This is a genomic window from Bradyrhizobium sp. USDA3010 (genome assembly GCF_056429065.1).
In genome coordinates, this window is record NZ_JBWJZD010000008.1 from 125,313 (window position 1) to 146,086 (window position 20,774).

Annotated in this window: 19 protein-coding genes; 1 reads left to right on the forward strand and 18 read right to left on the reverse strand. The window is 60.5% G+C overall.

Annotated features, from left to right (window positions below):
* Positions 1-44: 44 nt before the first annotated feature.
* Both AC066Y_RS15265 and AC066Y_RS15270 read right to left on the reverse strand, forming a co-directional pair.
* Entirely contained in the window at positions 45-230 is a 186-nt protein-coding gene (locus AC066Y_RS15265; protein WP_478274576.1) for a hypothetical protein, read from the reverse strand.
* Between the two features lie 193 nt (positions 231-423).
* Positions 424-648, reverse strand: a complete 225-nt coding sequence (locus AC066Y_RS15270) for a DUF1127 domain-containing protein (protein WP_478274577.1) — start codon at positions 646-648, stop codon at positions 424-426.
* Between the two features lie 187 nt (positions 649-835).
* Here AC066Y_RS15270 and AC066Y_RS15275 point away from each other — a divergent pair, with 187 nt between their 5' ends.
* Positions 836-4,837 (forward strand): BTAD domain-containing putative transcriptional regulator, encoded by a 4,002-nt coding sequence (locus tag AC066Y_RS15275; protein ID WP_478274578.1) that lies wholly within the window; start codon positions 836-838, stop codon positions 4,835-4,837.
* Between the two features lie 47 nt (positions 4,838-4,884).
* On the opposite strand, the gene AC066Y_RS15280 is transcribed toward AC066Y_RS15275, so the two are convergent.
* The 16 genes from AC066Y_RS15280 to AC066Y_RS15355 all read right to left on the reverse strand — a co-directional run bounded on the left by AC066Y_RS15280 (position 4,885) and on the right by AC066Y_RS15355 (position 20,601).
* The gene (locus AC066Y_RS15280) at positions 4,885-6,126 is read right to left on the reverse strand and encodes a cytochrome P450 (protein WP_478274579.1); all 1,242 of its coding nucleotides are present in this window, start codon (positions 6,124-6,126) and stop codon (positions 4,885-4,887) included.
* Entirely contained in the window at positions 6,123-7,769 is a 1,647-nt protein-coding gene (locus AC066Y_RS15285) for a Dyp-type peroxidase (protein ID WP_478274580.1), read from the reverse strand. The genes AC066Y_RS15280 and AC066Y_RS15285 overlap by 4 nt, the downstream gene beginning before the upstream one ends.
* On the reverse strand, positions 7,751-9,418 hold the full coding sequence (locus AC066Y_RS15290; RefSeq protein ID WP_478274581.1) for a hypothetical protein: 1,668 nt from the start codon (positions 9,416-9,418) through the stop codon (positions 7,751-7,753). Before AC066Y_RS15290 ends, AC066Y_RS15285 begins: the two co-directional genes overlap by 19 nt.
* 1,461 nt (positions 9,419-10,879) lie before the next feature.
* Positions 10,880-11,293 carry a type 2 periplasmic-binding domain-containing protein gene (locus tag AC066Y_RS15295; protein WP_478274582.1) on the reverse strand — a complete coding sequence of 138 codons (414 nt, stop codon included), beginning with the start codon at positions 11,291-11,293 and terminating at the stop codon, positions 10,880-10,882.
* Complete coding sequence (locus tag AC066Y_RS15300; protein ID WP_478274583.1) at positions 11,254-11,691, reverse strand: ABC transporter substrate-binding protein; 438 nt, start codon at positions 11,689-11,691, stop codon at positions 11,254-11,256. The genes AC066Y_RS15295 and AC066Y_RS15300 overlap by 40 nt, the downstream gene beginning before the upstream one ends.
* 221 nt (positions 11,692-11,912) lie before the next feature.
* Positions 11,913-12,110, reverse strand: a complete 198-nt coding sequence (locus tag AC066Y_RS15305) for a DUF992 domain-containing protein (protein WP_478274584.1) — start codon at positions 12,108-12,110, stop codon at positions 11,913-11,915.
* Between the two features lie 52 nt (positions 12,111-12,162).
* Positions 12,163-12,519, reverse strand: a complete 357-nt coding sequence (locus tag AC066Y_RS15310) for an HdeA/HdeB family chaperone (protein ID WP_456721817.1) — start codon at positions 12,517-12,519, stop codon at positions 12,163-12,165.
* A 67-nt stretch (positions 12,520-12,586) separates the two neighbouring features.
* Complete coding sequence (locus tag AC066Y_RS15315; protein ID WP_478274585.1) at positions 12,587-13,063, reverse strand: DUF992 domain-containing protein; 477 nt, start codon at positions 13,061-13,063, stop codon at positions 12,587-12,589.
* A gap of 28 nt (positions 13,064-13,091) precedes the next feature.
* A complete protein-coding gene (locus AC066Y_RS15320) occupies positions 13,092-13,799 on the reverse strand; it encodes an outer membrane protein (RefSeq protein WP_478274586.1) in 708 nt (235 codons plus the stop codon).
* Between the two features lie 88 nt (positions 13,800-13,887).
* Positions 13,888-14,682: an outer membrane protein gene (locus tag AC066Y_RS15325; RefSeq protein WP_478274587.1), complete on the reverse strand. Its 795-nt coding sequence runs from the start codon at positions 14,680-14,682 to the stop codon at positions 13,888-13,890.
* Positions 14,683-14,894: 212 nt separating this feature from the next.
* A complete protein-coding gene (locus AC066Y_RS15330) occupies positions 14,895-15,725 on the reverse strand; it encodes a helix-turn-helix domain-containing protein (protein ID WP_478274588.1) in 831 nt (276 codons plus the stop codon).
* A 434-nt stretch (positions 15,726-16,159) separates the two neighbouring features.
* Positions 16,160-17,590: a DUF1254 domain-containing protein gene (locus AC066Y_RS15335; RefSeq protein WP_478274589.1), complete on the reverse strand. Its 1,431-nt coding sequence runs from the start codon at positions 17,588-17,590 to the stop codon at positions 16,160-16,162.
* Between the two features lie 277 nt (positions 17,591-17,867).
* Positions 17,868-18,545, reverse strand: coding sequence for a hypothetical protein (locus tag AC066Y_RS15340; protein WP_478274590.1), 678 nt, complete (start codon positions 18,543-18,545; stop codon positions 17,868-17,870).
* Positions 18,546-18,969: 424 nt separating this feature from the next.
* Positions 18,970-19,308, reverse strand: coding sequence for a hypothetical protein (locus AC066Y_RS15345; protein WP_478274591.1), 339 nt, complete (start codon positions 19,306-19,308; stop codon positions 18,970-18,972).
* A gap of 316 nt (positions 19,309-19,624) precedes the next feature.
* Complete coding sequence (locus tag AC066Y_RS15350) at positions 19,625-19,945, reverse strand: hypothetical protein (RefSeq protein ID WP_478274592.1); 321 nt, start codon at positions 19,943-19,945, stop codon at positions 19,625-19,627.
* A 161-nt stretch (positions 19,946-20,106) separates the two neighbouring features.
* A complete protein-coding gene (locus tag AC066Y_RS15355; protein ID WP_478274593.1) occupies positions 20,107-20,601 on the reverse strand; it encodes a helix-turn-helix domain-containing protein in 495 nt (164 codons plus the stop codon).
* Positions 20,602-20,774 lie beyond the last annotated feature (173 nt).

Genomic DNA, 20,774 nt, shown 5'->3' on the forward strand with positions numbered 1-20,774 from the left:
GCAGGAGCCAGCATGATAACCTCCAAGGTTTGCAGTGCGCAGGGTTAGACAGTCGACCGCCGCCGACTGATCCTGGTCAGCGACACCCATATCGCCCGCCACATGTCGCGATAACATTCCGCGCGCAATTCGTGGGCGCGCTTCTTGTAGAACCCGATGAAGTCCGGCGTGATGTGCTGTGACGTGTTGCTGCACCTCGGTTTCACGGTGTGGATGATAGTGGCGGACATTAGTTCCCTCTGAGTATGAGAAATCTGGAAAGATGCGCGCGTTCGCAATCGGGGTGGTTCGTCCGATCAACCGGCATCGGAAAGACGAAAATGCTCCGTTCGATGATTTCTGGTCTTATGGTGTATCTCGGAGACATCGATACTCACGCTCCTGGTCGAGCCCACGTCCGCCGCGGCAATCGGCGATCTCGGACTATCGGTGCTTCAGTAGCAAAGGCTCCCAGAAAAAACGCGCCGCTTCGACTTGCGATTCGTGCAGGCCGATGCCGATATCGCGGAGAAAATCGGGCTTGTCCCTGAGATCCGCGCGCAACTCTGCCCTGAAACAGGCTCGCCGCCACCACGTGGCAGGCAGGCTGAAGATCGCACCGAGGCGCAGATAATCGCCGCCTGATTCAAGCTGTGTATAGGCGCGCATGGTGGTACTCCGATTTTTGCGGCCGGGATGTCCCGGCACATCGTTGCGTGACACCAATTGAGCCTGTCGCCGTCGTCGCCAGCGTCAGTCCGGCGTGACAGCGGCGTTATATTTCTTTGGCGGACCGTGATAATGCATAGAATGCCCCTCCCGGAGGACCATCACCGTGCAAATCCCACGTGCGCCAATGGACGGCGCGCCGTCGCCAAAGTTTGGTCTTTCGTTGCTGGGAGGCTTCGAGCTGACCGGACCGGATGGCGTTGTCGATCTGCCGAGCAAGAAACTTGCGGGCTTGTTGGCCTACCTGGCCTGCACCGCGCCCCGGCCGCAGTCGCGTGAGAAGCTGTCGGCCATGTTTTGGGGGTCCCACTTCGACGCGCAGGCCAAGCAGAACCTGCGCCAGGCCCTCTTCCGGCTGCGCAAAGTGCTCGGCGAAGACGCCCTACGGAGCGACGGCGAGGTCGTGTGGCTCAATGCGGCAGCCGTCCTATGCGACGTCAGCCGGTTCGAGATACTGGTCGGTGAGGGCAGCCGTGATGCGCTAAGTGCGGCAGCCGATCTCTACCGGGGCCGGCTCATCGACGACGTTACCGTGAGTGAGGAGGGCTGGAACGAATGGCTCACTGGTGAACGCGAGAGGCTACTGGAGCTTGCCCTTGGCGCCATGATGGGGCTCGGTGAGCAGGAGCTAGCCACCGGCCGCGCCGAACACGCGCTGAAAGCCGGCCAGCGTGCCGTCGCGCTCAACAACATGCGCGAGGACGCCCATCGGTTGATCGTGCAGGCATTGGCCGCCGCGGGACGCAATGCCGAAGCGCTCAAGCACTACCAGGACCTGGTTGCACTGCTCAAGCATGAGCTGAATACGGAGCCGGATGCGGCAACCAGGTCGCTCGCTGCCAAGCTTCGGGCGACGAAGCCGGCGAGCAGATCGCCACCTGTCAAAATCGCCCAGCCCACGCTGCCGCAACCCGGCCGGCCGTCGATCGTGACGCCGCCCGTTGGCGATATGAGAAATCACGAAGAACAGAGTGCCGAAAACCGCGCAGCTGACGGCGATCCGGGAGTGTCTGCGGTAGCAGTACGTTCCGGAAGCCCCGAGCGGCGACAGCTGACGATCGTGGTCTGCAATATTGTCGGCTTGGTGCCGCTTTCGGCGCGCCTAGACCCTGAGGACATGCACGATCTGATTGCCGTCTTCCACAAGACGGTCGCCGATGCGGTGTCGCGATTCGACGGATATGTCGGCCAGTATCTGAGCGATGGGGCGCACGTCTATTTCGGCTACCCCGCTGCTCGCGAGCATGACGCTGAGCAGGCCGTGCGCGCGGGCTTTGCCATCCTCAATGCGGTCGGCGCGCTGAAAGCATCTTTCGACGTTCAGGCGAGCGTTGGCATTGCCACCGGGCTCATTGTCATCGGCGAGCGGCCAGCGACCGGCGACACTCAGCAGCGCGTCGCGATCGGCGAGGCGCCAAATGTGGCGGTGCAGCTGCAGGCCCTGGCACCGCCAGGCGAGGTGGTGATCGCCGCCAGCACGCGGCGGCTGGTGGGGCGGATGTTCGACTGCCGCGCGCTCGAGATGAAGGGGTCGACGCAAGCGGTGGAGGCGTGGCAGGTGCGCGGCGAAACGGCCGGCGTCAGTCGGTTCGAGGCGCGGCGCACCGGCGCGCTGTCCCCGCTCATGGGCCGGCAAGAGGAGATTGAGCTGCTACAGCGCCGTTGGGATCAAGCCAAGGTCGGCGAGGGTCGGGTCGCCCTGCTCTCGGGCGAGCCCGGCATCGGCAAGTCGCGTATCGGCGAAAGCCTGCTGAGCAGGCTCGATGGTGAGCCGCATGCTCGCCTCCGATATTTCTGTTCGCCCCACCATACGCACAGCCCGCTCTACCCGTTCATTGCACAGCTTGAGCAGGCCGCGGGATTCGAGCCCGGCAATGGCGCCGGAGCAAAGCTCGACAAGCTCGAGGTTTTACTCAAGCGGTCGGCGACAGATCTGGCTCGCAACGTTGCGCTCTTTGCCGAGCTGTTGGGGCTGCCGGCAGACGAGCGCTACCCGGCTTTGGCGGTCAGCCCGGCACAGAAGCGAGAGATGACCCTCACCTCAATTCTCGACCAGCTCGACGGCATGGCCGCCCAGAGCCCAGTCCTGATCGTGATCGAGGACGTCCACTGGATCGATCCTACATCGCTCGACCTAGTCGACCGATTGGTTGCCCGCGTCGCTAACATTGCCGTGCTGCTGGTCGCCACGTTCCGTCCGGAGTTCCAGCCGACCTGGGTCGGCCAGCCACATGTCACGATGCTGCCCTTGAGCCGCCTCGGCCGTCGCGACAGCGCCGGCATCATTCGAAGCATCACCAAGGAAAAGGCGTTGCCTAGCGCGATCGTCGAACAGATCGTTTTGCACACAGATGGCGTGCCGCTATTCATCGAGGAGCTGACCAGCACGCTGCTCGAGAGCGGGCTGTTGCGTGAGACAACGGACGCCTACGTGCATGACGGACCGCTACCGCCGCTCTCGATTCCGACCTCGTTGCAGGCCTCGCTGGTGGCCCGTCTCGATCGGCTTGCCTCGGTGAGGGATGTGGCGCAGATCGGCGCCGCCATCGGACGGGAGTTCTCCCACGAGCTGATTGACGCGGTGGCGTCCTTGAGTCCGGAAAGCCTTGAGGCGGCATTGGAACGGCTGACAGCCTCCGGCCTGATCTCCCGGCGTGGAACGCCGCCGGAGGCGACCTACTCGTTCAAGCACGCACTGGTGCAGGACGCAGCCTATGTCACGATGCTCAAGAGCCGGCGGCGGCAGTTGCATGCGGGCATCGCCAAAGTGCTGGTCGAGCGGTTCGCGGCGCTGGCCGAAACCCTGCCTGAGGTTGTCGCCCATCATTTTACTGAGGCCGGGCGTTCGAGCGAGGCGATCGTCCATTGGCTCAAGGCGGGTCGGCTCGCACGCGCGCGCTCCGCCAACCGGGAGGCCGTTAGCTCCTTTGAACGAGCGCGGGTCCTCCTCGAAGCGCTTCCGGAGAGCCAGTCCACGCTGGAGCAGGGTTGCGATCTCCGTCTCGAGTTGCGTCCGGTGCTGCTCGAACTCGGCAGAGGCCAGCGGATGTTGGAGTGCCTGCGCGAAGCCGAGGCCCTCGCCGAGCGGCTGAACGACGACCGCCGGCGTAGCCGAGTCTTAGGGTTCATGACGGTCGCCCACTCGTTAGGCGGCGAGCTGAACGAGGCGCGCGCGACCGGCTCCCGCGCGTTGGAAGCCGCCGGGCGCCTTGAGGACTTGAGAACTCGCATCGTTGCCACGAGCCTTCTGGTGCAGGTGCATTACGCCCGAGGTGAGTATGATCGGGTGATTGAACTGGCCACCGGCAACCTCGCCGCGTTGCCTGCCGACTGGGTCCACGAGACCTTCGGACTTGGTGGCCCCCCCTCGGTGTGGGATCGGGGTTGCTTGATCATGAGCCTGGCCGAGCGCGGTCGATTTGCCGAAGCGGCCAGGTACGAAGCCGAGGCGATCGGCATTGCAGAGCCCACCGAGCATGCCTTTACCGTCAGCATGGCACTCTTCACCGCAGGTGTGCTCCATCTTCTCAAGGGGGACTGGGCCCAGGCGCTCTCACGGATTGAGCGCTGGGTCGCGGTGGCCCGGACCGGGAGCTTCTCCTTCCACCTCGCCTGGGGCGTTGCCTCCTCCGCTTGGCCGCTGGCGCAGCTCGGCGAGGTGGACGAAGCATTAAAGCGGATCAGGGAAAGCGAGCCGCTCCTCGATCGTCTGGCGGCGAACGGACTGCTGGCGAATCTCAACTTGTTCTATTACGCGCTGGGGCGCGCCTGTCTGCTGCTCGGCCTGCGCGACGAGGCGAGGCGTCTCGGCGATCGCTCGCTCGAATTCTGCTCATCCCAACCCGGGTTCGCAGCGCATGCGCTGCACCTGCTCGGCGACGTCGCAGTCCACCCCGATCAGTTCCATGCCGAGCGTGGCGAGACTCACTATCGCCAGGCGCTGGCCATCGCCGAGGGGCTCGGCATGCCCCCCCTCGCCGCCCACTGCCACCGCGGTCTCGGCAAGCTCTACCTGCGCACCGGCAAACGGGATCAAGCCCACGACCACCTCACGATCGCGATGACAATGTATCGCGACATGGACATGCCGTTCTGGCTGGAGCAGGCGGAGATGCGTGAGGCGCGGTAGTCATCGCAGAACCACGGCGATAATGCAGGATCGCCTCATTGCCCCGATCAATCATAGTTGACGTAGAGCGTATCGGAAAACGCGCCGCGCTTGCGCAACTTCCCCCTGGAGCCCTCGGCCCGACGCAGATTTTTCCGCTTCAGGAGCGCTTTCAGCATCAGCGGCAGCAGCGCGTTGTTCATGTGGATACCGAAACATTGATGCAGCCCGTAGCCGAAATGGACGTATTCATGGGGCAACCGCCGCGGGTTGAATGTCTGCGGATCGGTTAGCCGTCGCTCATCCATCATGGCTGAACTGAACGCGATGTACAGGCTGGCGCCTTCGGGCACATCGGTTGAGCGGGAAGTCCCCTTCGCGATGGATGCGATCTTAATGGCCGTGCGAGTCAGGAATGGTGCAAGCGGATCAAAGCGCATCGCCTCGAAAACGTAACCGGCGAGCAGTTTGTCGTCGCCGGCGCGCGCCGCCTGCTGTGCCCCTTCCAACGCGTCTGGACGGCGCAGCAATTGCTCAAGCGCCTGAGGCACCACCATCGGCGGCTGTGGCGGGCCTCCCACGATGAAACCCATCAGCGAACTGCGAATCTGGTCATCGCTGAAACCGGGGACGCCTTCTGCCTGCATGACCAAGCAGCGGCCAAGCACGTCGTCCTGACTGAGCCCGGAAGTCCGCCGCGCGTCCATCAGATTCTGGATATGGTCGCGCAACGCTGGCGCCATCACATCGACCTCTGTTCGCAGCGAAGGATCGTTGCCGCCATCGGCGAACTGGAATTCGAACAGCCGGGTCGCCGAGACGCGCAGGTCTCCGCCGGGCGGATCCGTCACGCCGAAATAGGCGGCGTACAGTTCGAATGTAGTGCGCCGGACCAGCGCGTCGACGACTTCCAGACTCCCATTCGATTCGGTGACGATCATTTCACCGAGCCGCTCCACCTCGGGAACGAGACGCTGCGGAATGTCGGCAGCCTGCACTACCTTTCGCATCGCGCCGGTGTCGCGGCGATATTCCGGCGTATCGTCCATGCGAAGAAAGAACGGCTGGTGTCCCATGATGACGTCGAGCTTCCCGGCATAAGGGACGCGGAACGCCGCATCGTTGAGGAATGTTTCGCGCACGTCGTCATAGCGTGTGACGACAAAGCTATTGCCTATCCGCAGTATCGGACGAACGGTACGCAGGATCCGGAACACAAGCGGCAACTGCTCCACGATCCAGGCCATAATCGCGGCCTTCAGTCCTCGCGCGGCGGGACGCAGAACGTCCGGGGAGGCTGTCGTGTTCATATCGTGGCCAGATAGTTGAGTGCCGGAATGCTTGGCAAAAAGAAATAATCGCCCCCGGCGCACTGGATGTAGGTTTCGACGTCCACGATCTTCCGCAATGGCTGTTCATTGACGGTGAAAGGACCCTTTGGGCCGATCAACGGGTCGGTTTCGTCGAATAGTGTCGAGAAGTTACGATTGAGAAGCCATCGCTGCTGGATAAATTCGAATTGCCGGGCGATGTCGGAGTTCAGGCACATGAAGAGCAGCCCGCGCTCTACATGGTCGTCCTGGTCGCGCTGTTGGATCGTGCTGCCGTATTTGCGACCGCGCCGGAGTATCCGGTGATTATTGGCGGCATCGAGCAAGGTCTGAACCGACGCCATATCCTTTGCCAAGCTGTCACGCGGGTTGGCCCGGCGGACATGCGATCCGAGCGGGCAGCCAAACCCTTGCGGATCGGTTTTCTTGAACAGGAAATCGTTTTGCGGAAAATTGAACTGGTCCACCGGCAAGAATTTGCCGTCGGGGCAAAGCAAATGGCCGTCGATACTTCGGCCGATCACTCGCTCGGCCAGCCACAAGTCAGAGACAGGCTTTGCGGACGGATCTTGCCGCGAGATCCTTTCGGCCTCGTCCATGAGGGATTTCCAGAACCCCGCAACGTTTTGTCGAAGCTCGCGGACCACCATGTAGCTGCCGTTGAGCCCGAAATTCAGCAGTCCCTCCGGCGCCCCTGCGGCCGTAAGGCCCGCGGCGCGCCCCTTTCCGTCTTCGCTGTCAGGTATGACCGGCCCGGGGCTCTTCTCGTTATGCACGTCGTTGTGACCGATCAGGATGTCGCCTAGCGGGACGCCGTTCCAGTAGTCCTGCGGCGCGGGCCGGCTATCGACCAAAACCGTTGCGTCGCCGGAGCCAACGTTTTCGTAAGGCAGCGGCTGGGATATTCCGTCCGCGAAACCGAAATGCTCCCGGCCGACATTGTCCTGATCTAATCGGAGGTCAAGCAACAGCCGGTGTACGATCCTGACGCTCCAGGGAGCCAGCGCCTGTTCGACCGCGCTGGCCCACGCGGTGACGGCGGTCTCATCGATATCGTACAGCAGCAACAACACGTGCACTGTGGTTGCGGTTTTTACCTGGCGCTCTTCGCCCTCGGGGCTGCCACCGACATTGCCGAGCGGACTTCCCTTCGGTTGAGCCACAAGGTTCTTCCGCGCTGGAATGTTGGCGCTCCACAATGGCCCGCCATCGATGACGGTCGCTTGCCAGGTGTCATTAATCTTGTCGCCCAGGCGGCGTAACCGGTCTTCCTGATACATACCCTCGCTGAACGGTGCCGAGAAACTCGCCAGTCCGGCCTCTGGAAGTCCCAGCTTTTGCAAGCCCGTCCAGGTGAATGCGATGCATGCCGCACGTTTGTCGGCCTTGTCCGCATCGGTGATCGGCGCAACGCCCATCAACGCCTGCAGCCAGGAGCCGGCTGGCCCCTGAGCTGCGCCGCCGGCAGCTGGCTTCGAGCCGAACTCCAGAAACAGCGCCTGCGCGGCAGGCAGAGAACCAAAGCCGCTGACAACGATGCCCTGCGTCTGCACGTCATGCGGGGATGCGAGCTTCCAGCTCGGCGCCGTGTTGCTCGAATTCGTCACAGATCCAGCGCCCATGCCATTGCCTCTTCTGGTTTCAACGAGGTTTTCCGCAGGCCGTCGGCGATGCGGGTGTTACGCTCGATCTGATCGACCGTGAGGTCCTTGTAGGCGCTGAACCAGAATCGGCTGACCGCCATGGAGTGCCGCGCCCAGGCTTTGAAGTGACGGCCGTGGCTGGCGCCATCGAGCACCAGAAAGCGGGTTGGTGGAAAGCCCACCCCGCTGCCCCACGACAGGGTCAGGCCGCCATGCGCCTTCTCGATAAAATCGTCTAGATAGCTGTCCCAGCCGTGATCGAAATTGCTGAAGAACAGCAGGCGGCTGCCGTTGTTCAGGAATGCCCAATGGGCAAAGTGAATCGTGCGCATGCTGCCGAGATAACCGTCGGTCGCCGCCACCCTGATGAGCAGGCCCAAGCCAAGATGCCCCGCCCGAAGAAGCGCCATGCGGAGCACGCCGGGTTTGACCAGCACAAGACTTCCCATGTGATTTTGCGGAATCCAGTCCTCGCGATGCGTCATCTGCCGTAATTCGCGCTGATCGATTGAAGGAGCATCCTGGGACGAATCGCGCCGTTCGAGCAGGCGCAGCCAAAGCACGATCGCCAACATTGTGAAGACAACACTGACGAGCCCAAGCTTGACGACGCCGAAGGTCGGCCACCAGACCGCGCTGAAGTCGAGCCCAGTGACCGGAACGGCAAGCAGCGACAAGGCGCAGGTGGCGACAAAAAGATACAGCACCAACATCACCAGAACCCAAAAGGCCAAGCCGGCCGGATTGGCCAGCGATGTGACCTTGTTCTGAGTCGAGAGGCTGCTGGGTGTCAGCCCGCCCGAAGGAGCCGGAGCGCCCTTGCCCGCCAGCGGCGCCCCGATGCGCCAGAGCCAGACACCCACGACCGCGATCGCGACTGCGAGCAGGCCATAAAAGCGATGCGGCGGTGTGATCGGCGCGACCGCCAATCCCGGAATCGAAAGACAAAACAGCGCCACAAGAACGAAGACAAGCAGCCGCGCCATATCCATCATCCAGTCGGCCCAGGAGACCCTCACCGGAGCGGGCGTACCGAGCCACGGAAATTGCAACAGCATCGCTTCGCGCAGTTTCTGGTGGATTTGCTGCGCGGGAACCCCGCGGTACGGGTTGGCCGCTGCCGCGTCGGCCGCTGCAAACTCAGCTTGGGTAGCCAGGAAGAGTTCGCCTTCCCGCAATATCCGGTCTCTCCCCAGCCCCCGATTGCCTTCATGAAAAGCGCTCGGCGTCAGGGTTCGCCTTTCGAGGTAAGGGGCGATCGGATATCGCGATTGATCGGCCGTAACGGCGTCGTAGAGCACGCCGTCGCTGTCTCCCGGGCGCTTGCAGCAGCGTAGCATCGGCCGGAGATACGGGCCTAGCCTGGCTTCAAATTGAGCCCAAAAAGGGCCGGGCTCGCCATCGAAATTCGCCTCAATGAAAAAGATTGGATCGTAGTCCGTGCTGAGAAACACCGACATCGACATGAAATGAAGCAGCGGCACGCCTGTCTTCAGGCCATCGTAGGACTGAGCCATGCCCTGGCCGGGATTCTCCTCATCCTGCTTCAGCTTCTCAATGATGAGCGAAAGCTTTTCGGCACTTTCCGGATTCACTTCCAGCGCAACGGATAGGATGGTTTGCCGCATCGTTGGTCCCCGATCCCAATTCCATGTCTGGTCAGCGCCTCGGCGTCCAAATTCGCATGCCGTTGGCGGCATCAATTCGTATTGCGAAAAGATTCTGCAACTTGAGTATTTCTGCCGCCGGCCGACGCTCTCGCTGCCCGGCTCCAAAGTTTCCGTAAGTTATCGATAAATCCGATTACCTGCATCAAGACGAGTTTTGCGGAAGCTGACAAGGGCCTCTCGACGCCAAATCAATTATTTCTGTTCGTTGAGCGTTGATCGATGTGACGTTCGCTCGACCACAGGTCGCGCCCATGGGTCGCCGCGACGGGAATTCAATCAATGATTTCCGAGTGCACCTCCGCGGAATGCCGATCGACATTCTGGAAAATACCTTGCCGAACAGGACTGTTATCAAGCGACAGTATTGCGTACCCATGCGCATAAACGCCCCCTAGAGTCTTCAATCGCGTGTTGCCACGACAGAAGAAATTCTTTCGAGGCCGGGCACGGGCTCGTGGATTTTGTCGGCAATTGAAGTCGGAAGCGCTCGGTGTCCGAGACACCGGCCTTTTTTCAATCCGGCAAACTCATCGTAGATGCTAAGCGTATGCTCATGTTCCCAAAACCAGGCTGAAATCCGTCCCGCCGCTGACATGGCCTTAAGTGCTTTGAATAGGATCTCGAAAAGCAGATTGGCCGGCGTGGGATCGTCAGCTTCGCTGAGACTAGCACGTCAGTGCCCTTTGTCGGGGCAGCGGCCGGAGCCCTCGTCATCGCTCAGGCCATCCGTCTTGCCTCCCTGGAGCCGACCGGGCGATTCCTTCAGATGCAGCTTAGTGCGCCCGAGATGACGTCTGCGGCAGATTTCGTTGCCAAGCCAAACGCGAACATGGGAAGCACGGCACTTCAGTTATGAATCAGCTTGGAGACAGTCCTGTCGTGGGCAGCGCAAACCTGACACGGCCTACACGTCCGTTTTGAATGCATCGATAGCAATATCGCGCACAATCGCAGACGCGGGTAGTGCGCTGACCGATAACCGACCGGCGAGATCCCGAGAGCGAGTCGGCCACGTGTTGACGTGCAACTTCATGGGACGCATCGAAACCCAATGGTAAAGCTACCGGTGTCCCCCGATATCCATAGTCGAACTTCGCGCCCTCTGCGCCCGGGTTGTAAAATACGTTGACCAGAAGGCGCGTTGGACGATTTCCGGTGATCTCAATATCGATTTCCCGCCGAGGCGAGGCTCTATAAGGAAGTCAAGTTACGTCTTCAGCTTGAGGCGGTCCCGTTCGAACTCGTCGTCAACGAGGACAATGGTGAGCCGTACGACGAGAGCACGTATCGGCCGCGCTGTCCGGCTGCCCTAAGGTGACGTGCCGGCACCGCCCGGATGCCGTCAATTCTCCGCTCGATTTGGTCCAGTTCGGCCTCGCTCTTCGCCATCCTGATTTCGTTGCCAAGCTCGTAAAGCGGCTACAGCATACTTTGCGGTCCGCTGCCCGAGCGGGCGAAACGCCAGGCGGCACGAGGATGGTTGCCATTGTAGTAGGTCGCAGCTCCCGGGTGGATCGGGATCAATGCATCCGCATCCGTGCTCGGCGCCGCAGCCTGGGCCAATATCGGTAACTGTGATAGCTGATCCCGTTTTGCATCGACCAGCGACTGCGCCAGATCGGTAATGGCGTCGGCATTGACTGACTTATTGGCGACGAGAAAGTACGACAAGCGCAGCCACGTCAAGTCATCGGAGGGAACCGGCGGAGCGCCCCGCAGGGTGCCCTTCGGGATGTCATAGCTCTCGTATTGCTGCGCGACGTTGGCGATTGCGCTGGCCGACGCGATTTCGATCAGTTTTGGCGCCGGCCCTTTGCCGCTTTCCTGATGCAAGAATTGCCTGACTTTGGCGAGGTATTTTCGGTCAAGGGAATCACGACCAGCAAGGCGTGAACTTTTCCTGACGCGAGCGACGCCGCGGCGTCGTTGATGGCAACATTCTGAAAGGTGACCTTGGCGCGGTCGAATTGATACACCTGCTTGAGGGCCTCAACTGTCGGAGCGTTGATGGCGCCGCCGACGACGCCAATGGTCATGTCGTGCAGATCACCGAGGCTGTCGGCGCTGACGGCCGCGGGCGTCACGATCCAGACCACCCCATGGGTCAGGAGCAGAACGCTGCGCGCATCTGCCAGACCTCTGGTGTCGCCTCGAACGATTGCAAGATCGGCCTTCCCGGCCGCCAGCAGTTCGGCGGCCTTCGCTGAACTTCCGGCATCGCTGACCTTCAACCGGACATGCGCGTTCGACGCCGACAGCCGCGCTGATATCGCCGAGATCAGCGCCAGCGACTCGCCATCGGCCGACCCGGCGGCCACGGTGAGCACAACAGGCTTCGCGAAGTAGCGATACGCGAACCATCTGCTGCCGATCGCCGCGGCCGTGGCCGCTCCGACAATCAATATCCTGAGCCATCGAGGGTGCTCATGGCATCACCGTACGAGCGCAGGCATCAGATACCCCTTAAGGAAACATTGATGTCCGCCTGCCGCTCCACCGAGAGCCACTGCAGTGCGACGGCGCGGTTTGAACCACCAAACAGCACGTTGCCGCCAACACCCACACCGAGGGAGATGCCGCCGCGGGCACCGACATATTCGCCCGCAAGCGCGCCCGTCGGCGTCCCGCGGCGCTTCGCAATGGACAACATCCGCTGGTTTCCCATCATCGAGCACCAAGGCCTGACGAATGGCGCTGTTGTCTCAATCGGCCTTCATTCGAATTCCCAGTTTCGCCCGCTCATCCTTGAATACCACAGCGATGGCTTCGATAATGAGCTTGTCCTGATTTGCCTTGCAGTACTCGATCACCTCGTGCTCCACGACCTTTCCTTTCCTGAGATCCAGGTAGTGCTTCTTGGCCAGGCCGTTGTACCAACCGCTATACCAGGACGTCAGGGCGTCCGCGTCTTCCTGGTAGGTACCCGCAAGTTGGGCGCATGTCAGTTTTTGCACATCGATGAAGCCGTTGCTGTCGACATAGGCCGAAAGCGGCGTCTGGGCCGAGGCGCTGGAGCAGGCAATTGTCGCAGCCGTTGCGAGAACGAAGTAAAGTCGCATTCTAAACCCTCTGGTTTCTTGCCCTTGCATAACCCGAACTGTGTTCTGCGTGGCCAGGTGCACTGGCTCAAGGAACCCATCTCAATTGAAGTGCGGACAGACCAAGCGTGACATCCAGCGCGACCGAGCCCTCGACTGATACCGGTTGCAACGCGAAGCTTCTGTTGGATCCGCCGACCAGAACATTTGCTCCAACGCCAAGTCCCAACGCCACATCACCGCTTGCGCCAACATAGGTGCCAGCCAGAGCGCCGGCGGGAACGCCGGCGGTAGGCGCCAGAACGCCCCACGCCAAGGCGCCGCCGCCGATTATCCCAATATCAATTCCCACAGTGTTGAGCGCGCCTTCGTAAAACTGCGGGGGACCGGGCATCGACGGCACGAAGCGGCACTCCATCGACTGGTGGCCGGCGATAAAGAATCCGATGCTCGGGTTAAGCTTGCAACTGAGCATGCCTGTCTGGGTCCATGTCGGCGTCTGGGCCGAAGCAGGACCGGTAAATGCAACCAACGTTGCACAAAGAGCCAACGCTTTAAGATTCATGGTAACGTCCTACCCCGCATCTTCTGTTTCAAAATCGATAGTTGATGCCGCCGCGGAAGGTGTTGAGCTTGTCAGTGCTTGCGCCCGTGCCGACCACCTGGGTGTAAAGATATTCACCCTTCAGCGACCAGTTCGGCGTGAAGCCATATTCGATACCCAAGCCGGCAACGATGCCAGGACGCCAGGCCGAGGCTGCGCAATTCGGAAATACGCCGAGCGTACCACATGGAACGCCGGCAATTGAGGTGCCGTTCGCGCTCGATTTCACGAAAGCCGCACCACCGGTGACATACAAAAGCATATTGTTGACGGCGACGCCGACGCGCGCCCGAGCCGTTCCAACGGCGCTGATGTTGGACGCTATATTGAGTGTGATGCCCTGCCCGATGCCAGCGATAGCTGGACTTATGATGCCGCTGCCCTTCACGTTTGCCCAATCGAGATCGCCCTCAAGGCCGATCACCACATATCCCTGCTGGATTTGGGCACCCATGGTGCCGCCGAACATCCCGCCACTGGCATCGAAGCTTGCGCGGTCGAACCTGCCAGAGACGAGCGTAAGCGGATCTTGCGTGCCCCAACCGTAACCGCCGTTCACACCGACATAAAGGCCGGTCCAATTATAGACCTGGGCCGCCACCGGCGCGCTCTTGTAGCTCTGCACGGGAAGGTCTGCCGCAAAGGCGCAGATAGAACTGACGGCAGAAAATGCTGCTCCAATGATAAGTTTCTTCATGTCATCCATCACGAAAATTTCGCCTCAAATGGTCGGGAGGCCAACGAGGGCCGGCCGTTAAGCCAGCCTTTGCGTTAGCTAGCAAAGATCAGTATGCCGCAACCGCGGGTCCACCGAATTTGTAGTTCACGCGCACGGTGATCAGATCCACGTCTTGGCTGGCCTGATTGACCACGGCAGCAGCGCCTGCCGGTACCGAGAAGGAATTGTTGGCGTTACCCATGATCAAGCGATCGTATTCAATGGCGGCCGACCAGTTCGGGGTGAAGCCGTATTCAAACCCTGCGCCGATGGCACCGCCCCAACGGGTTGAGGTCGCATAGTTCAGGCCAACGCCACCAAACGTAGTCGCTTGAAGAAGGTTGTTGTCCGTCACCGCCGCGCCGCCTTTCAAGTACAGCAGCGCCGCGTTCCAGGCGTAGCCAATCTGGCCGGTGAAAAGGCCCAGGCTGGTGACCTTGGAAGAATCGGTGAGAAGCGGATTGACAACGCTCACGTGCGAGCTGCGCATATTTGCCCAGTCGCCCTGGCCTTCCAAACCGAACACAAACTGGCCGGCCTGCCAACGGTACCCCAGCTGTCCACCGATGACGCCTCCAGACTGACTGTGGCAACCATCGGGAATGACCAAGCCACCTGCCGGTACGACACCCCAGCAATTGCGGCTAGAGCCATAGCCGCCGTTACCGCCGATATAGAATCCGGTCCAGTCGTAGACCGCAGCCATCAACGGGGCCTTGACCGGGGCGTAAGGCCGCTGCGGCAGGTCGGCAGCGAACGCGGGAGCTACGAATGCACTGAATGCAGCAGCCGTGAGTACGATCTTTCTCATTTCAAAATCCTCTGGAAACACATCGGCCACAAGTTCGATGGCCTGTACCAAAAAGTATTTTGGTCAACTCCCGGTCGCTATGTAAAATCCGACAACCCGTCGGAAGAAGTTGGCCCGTTGCAAATTCGGCACACTGCAGCGTGACGCTTCTGCCATTGCGCAGGCGTTCGCCTCCGCGTTTCTTCTCGGCGCGCTCGGAGACGCGAATTGCAGTTGGCGAATCTGCGCATTGCAGCTGACGGCGCCGGCTGAAGCGCATCGCTTCATCGCGCTCTTTGCGCCCGCCTCGCCACCGTCTCCGATGGGCGCTCTCCAAAAAGGGCTTTGTATTCCGAGGCAAAACGACCAAATTCAGTAACGCCGTATTCGCTCATGATGTTTGTAATCCTACTTGACGGCTCACATTTTCCGCGGAGTGCACGGCGGACCATGTTGAGTTGACGGAGCTTGAGATAGCTTGCCGGTCCAACGCCCAGCTGTTGCCGGAACGTCCTCAACAGCGTCCGGCTCGTTACGTGAGCCGCGAGGGCCAGGTCGGCAACCTGAAGCCTTTCCCATTTCTGACCACGGGCATACTTCAACGCTTTTGTCACGGTGTCGCTGGACAGTCGTGACTTTTCAGTTGGGAGACAGATGTCGTTATCCAAGCCCGCAATTGCGGTGATCAATGCGTTTAGTAGACGGGCAGTGCTAAATCCATGGAGCGTCGATGTTTGCTTCTCGTCGATGAGCACGGCGGTGCTCGCGGCTGCCGCGGTCAAGCATTTGAGCAATTGCTCCGGGGCCGAAATGACGCGCTTTTCTTTCTCGACCCATGCAAGATGCTTTCTGCCGGTCTCGGTAGCAAATCTCTCAAAGAGCCCAACAGGCATCGAAATCGACATCCAACGATGGATGCCGCACGAAGCGAACGTAAACTCGCTCCCAGGCGGAAGCACCACGAAGTCCTGAGGCCGAAGGATTTGACCGTCAAAGATCAAGCGATCGGCAATCTTCTCGTCCTGGAAAATGAAGTTCAGAGCATCCGGACGCGAAACGCCGTGCAGAATCTTGGAGCCTCCCTCCACGCCAAATTGCAAGACGATCGAACCCAATTTGCAATGACCCACCGACCAACAGGCCTGACTGGGAGCCGTCAGCAGGAAATTCTCCGTCGCCCCAATAACCGTGTCAGAATATTCGTCAAAGCTAAGACTATGTAATGGTGCGTCGCTAGCAGCCCCCAACGGAAAAATCCTCCCATTCGGCTTCTACAGACCCGCGTACGGCTTCATCCCGACACCAAGCTCCGCGCGCACGTACGCGCGAGACCGTCGTATCCGCCGCTGTCTCACGTGGTGAGCAACTTCGCATCTTCCTAAAAGGTGCCGGCAAGCTGAGCGCAGGTCAGCGTCTGAATTCCGACATATCCTTCGCTATCTGCGTAAGCGACCGTGAGTCACGCTCGGACTCGCGTCGGCCAAAAGCGGCCGGCACGAGTTCTCGCGCTCAAGCGATCTTCAGGGCCGCATGACTGGTCCAGATGCCATCAAACACGCTTGATAGCAGGCGGCTGCCAGGTGCCGTTGCCGGGCGGCAGAATCGAAGGTGGCGTGGGCTTAGGCCAGTACAGGCGCATCACGAGATAGATTTTGTCAGCCGGCGCCGGAAGCCAATTTGCTTCCTTGTCCGCGCCAGGGCTGTCTTTTTGAATGTACAGCGTCAGAGAGCCGTCCGCGTCCTTTTTCATCGCCGGCAACATTGGAGAGTTGATGAGGTAGCGATTGATCGGGTTCTTGACCAGGAGTTGGCTCTTGCCGTCGTACATCGTCACTGACCAGAAGGAGTTCACCGGCGGCAGTTGTCCCGCCGGGAAGGTCAGCGTGTAATTGTGCTGGCTGCCGTCAAGCGTCTGGCCGTCGCTGTCAACGCGCGTGAACGGATAGGTCGCTTCCGCCGGGTCATTGCCGTAAATGCCGGCCTGGGCGGCAACAGCACGCTTCAACCAGTCGCCATTGTAGTGGGCGCTATCTCCCGGAAGACCGCTAACCCGCCAGCCATTGATCGCCTTGCCGGCATCGGCGACAGCCTCGTCGACCTTTCGCTGGCCCTCCTTCATGCCGAGGCCGAACTCCAGCTTATGCTCCACTGGCAGGTCCTTGAAGTTGAAGCTCTTCCCAGGACCAACGCCGATGCGAGCCAGCTTGGCGCGTATCTCCTTCTCATTGCCCTGCGCCGGCGCGAATTGCAGCGCGAAGTCGAGATAATCGAAAAAGTTGGTCTTCACGAGTTCCTTGTCGATCTTGGGGAATTCGATGGTTGGTGCGGCCGCTGGCGGCGTCTGCTTCAGATAGGCTGAGAGCATCTGCACCTTGTAGCCGGCCTGCACCTTCTTGACGTTGTCGAGATCATCCAGGCCAAAGAGCTGGGTGCGATAGCCCGCGAGGGAAAACTGTGTGCTCGAGCGAAACACCTGCTTGATGCCCGCCGGAGTATCACCCTTCCAGTCGGGCCCGACCACCATGTAGTCGCCGGCATCGCTCCCTGTGGCTCGGGTGCCGATATAGCCGTAATTGTAGGTGTTGCCGTCACAGAGCATGACCGAGTAGTAGCGCTTCGGATCGATCGCCGGCACCGAGAGCACCACCGGCTCCGCCCGCAAATCCATCCAGACGAAGGAATAAGGCGTGTCGCTGTTCGGCGTGACGATTGCCGTGTCCTTGTAGGTGTAAACGTTGGGTTCGTTCTTGATTTGGTTGAACGGCGCTTTGAACTGCCCCGAGTTCCGATCGATGGCGTATTCGTACATGATGCCGTAGTTCATCACGATCGGCAGGCCGTAGATGAAGCCGGCCTCAGCGATGTCCTTGGCCTCGATAATGCCAGGGTAGCTCTGCGCCATCAGGAGGCTTGGCCTCGCAATCGCGGCGCCGGCGGCGATCGCCGCGGTGGAGCGAAGTAGATCTCGCTTCGTCAACATTTGCCGTACTCCTTGTTGTTCTATTGAGTTATTGAATCGAAACGCATTCGGAAGTCAGGGAGTCCATCGCACCTTCGAGATATGCCGACCGACACATTGACCGCGGCCTCCGCGCCCGATCCTGCGTGGGGTCGGCGGGCGTGCTCATGACCAGACGGCAGATCCGCGCTCGCGGTAGACCCGAGTGCGAGGAACGAGTAGTTTGCCATATGCTCATGACCGCAACCGCCCGCCGTCTACTCATGCCATAAGGTTGTTCGAACTTTCGCGCGGAAGCCTAGTAGCAAGGCGGATAGGGGTAATAGCCACAGCGAGGCGCGTAGTAATAAGGATAGGCCACAGCAGCCGCTCCGACAGCCGCCGCCCCCGCAACAGCAGCTCCGCGATAGTAAGCGCCGCGCCAGGCCGTTCTGCGGGCAACACCAGCGAACGACAGCGGCGTCAGCGGCCGACCAATGATGTCGATGAAGACCGATGCCGGTCCATCGGCTCCCGCCAGATCACCTTCGAGCACATCGACATCGAAAGTCAGCCTGTCTCCTTCGAGCTTCGGCGACTTCAGCACAACCACCGCGTCGAGGACGGCCGATCCGTCCTTCTTGAATCCGGACACCGTAGCGTTCGGCGGATCCTTTGCGAAATTGTCGCTGCCGTTGCCCCAATCCTCGACGATCCGCGCCGTCAGATCATGTCCGGCGGCCCGCACAGGACGATCCGCGAATACGATAGCATTTGGAGCAACTCCGGCCAGAACCAGCTTTCCGTCCTTCAGGACGGCGCCCCTAGAGTTGAGAACAAACAAGGACGGAACGACCTCGGGCCTCGACTGTCCGATGGATTTCTCCAACGGTATGTGCGGCTTCGGTTCGGCTGCCGATTGAGCGGAAAGGATCGTCGGCACACACGCCATGCCAGCGGCGGCGATGGCGAGAACAGCGGCACGCAGTATTGTCATTGGTTCACCTTTCTGTATCCTCTCCGTACGGCGGCAAACCGACGTCGTCCCTCGAACGGGGCACCTCGGCTGCCGGGTCTCCGTATCGTGCTCTCCGCCCCAACCCAGACGATCGTGCTGGCATCCGGTGAGCACCGGGAGTGGTTTTCGTCCAGCTATTTCATCGCAACCGAGGAGAATGTCTTGCCATTTCACGCCAATGGTCGCCGACCTTCGCTAATTCTCGCTGTCGGATCGCGAAGCCGGTGAAATCGTCGAGACGGCAAGACATGCGCTCGATAAGGTGACGCGGGTTGCACGCTTTTGGATCGCCGGAGCACGGCTGCCCGCCGATCGGGCTTGACGGGCGGAAGCTATACCCGACGCTGCATCTCCGGTTGCCGGACACACCCACTCCCTCGCATACGGCTATCGGATCGAATCCTTACAGATAAGCCGTGTACGACTGGATCCAGAGCACGATAAGGGCAATGAGCCCGATGGGTCCCGCATTTTCGGCGAACACCGTGGCAGTGCCCGATGTACCGAGCCGCAAGACGGAGCGGTCTACATTCGCTGGAATCGAAATCACCGCGGGATATGCGCTCGCACCGCCGATTGATCCGACACGAGCGAGCGTCCCTGATACCGCAATCTGACCCTGCCCGACGCCCTCCGGAATCTCCGTGATCCTGGCCTCGTAAATGCGTCCCGGGTCATTGTCGAAAACGAGTTTGACCCGTGCGCCGGGCTTGATGGTGCAAAAGCCATTCTGTGAAAACACACCGACAATGCGTCCGACTCTATGATAAAGGACATCGCCGCACGCGCCTGCAAGGCGCGAGCACCAACCGCGAGCGCCACGACGCCGGCATAGCCGTCCGACGGCGCCTTGATCGTCGTCTGCTCAAGCTCCCATTTTGCATCATCGAACTGTGCGCTAGTCTGCAGTACGGTGGTGTTGACGCCGCCGATCGACGATTCGAGCGAGACCCTCGCGCCCTACTGTTGCGCCTTTGCGGACTGCAACTGAGCAATCGCAATATCGAGCTGTTCGCGCGTGTCCTGTTCACGAAACGACGTGGCGGCTCCGCTGTTTGTCAAGGACGCGATATCGTCAACCTCTTTTCATGAAACGAGACCTGCCTTTCAAGACCCGCCACATTGGCATCGGCCTGATCGTAATTCGCCTTCAGCACCTCGGCCTGATGCTGAGCGGCGACTAGTGCGGCTTCAGGCTGACGAACCTTGTATCGAAACGGCGCCGGGTCGATTTCGAACAGGATCGCGTCGGCCTTCACCGGCACGTTTGGCTTGACCTGGATTGCAATCACCTCACCTCTGACGTTCGGCGTCACTTCCACGACGCGTGATGCGACCACGACCCGCCCGTTGGGGGTGAGATAGTTCAGCATCGCCATGAAGACGGCGAGAATGGCAATGCCAGCAAGGGCAGCGACGATTCCGGACGACTAGGTCAGGCGTATCAACTTGAACTTTGAAAATGCCAGCCAAATCAGACGAGAATGATGAACATCGTTGGTCCTGTCGGTCGCGGGTGGCAGGCTAACGCCAACGTTCTTCAGTCAGTGCCGTCAGAGCGCTGTCTTTTCCCTTGTCGAGAGGGTGTGACGTTACTCCCGCCTGGCGGCGAAGATGTCTTGCCATTTCGCGCCAATCGCGATGGCTTCTGCTGATCGCCCGTATGCGGCTCCTTCCCGGGTCGGCACTCGTCATTTCCTTGAACAGCGTGCTGCCGCCGATAGATCACGGGCTGTATTTCTGTCAAACGCATAAAGACACGGCTGAAGCTGCTTGTTCCCGCATAACCGAGGCGCCGGGCGATCTCGGATATGCGTTTGTTGGATTCCAGAAGCAGGTAGCAGGCCGTATCGAGGCGCACTTCCGCAATCATGTCGCTGTAGCTGGTGCCCATTCCAGCGAGATGCCGCTGCAACGAGCGCGGGCTCATCCCTAATTGGAATGCGGTGCGTTGAAGCGCTGCGTCACCATGACGCAGTGAGGCAGCGATCGCCGCCCGCACCGAATATCGGGAAGGGATGTGAACAGGCTTCATGGGACCGAAGACATGTGGTGGAGAGCCGAGACGCCTCGTCTAACCCTCCATTTGCTGGAGCATAGTGGGAGAAACGCCGGAGGTCTTGCCATAAGCCGCCAAGTTAAAGCCGAAGCGCGCTGGCACCCAATTGGCCAGCCAAGCCTCTTCGCCCAATGCAGCGGGTAAATTTT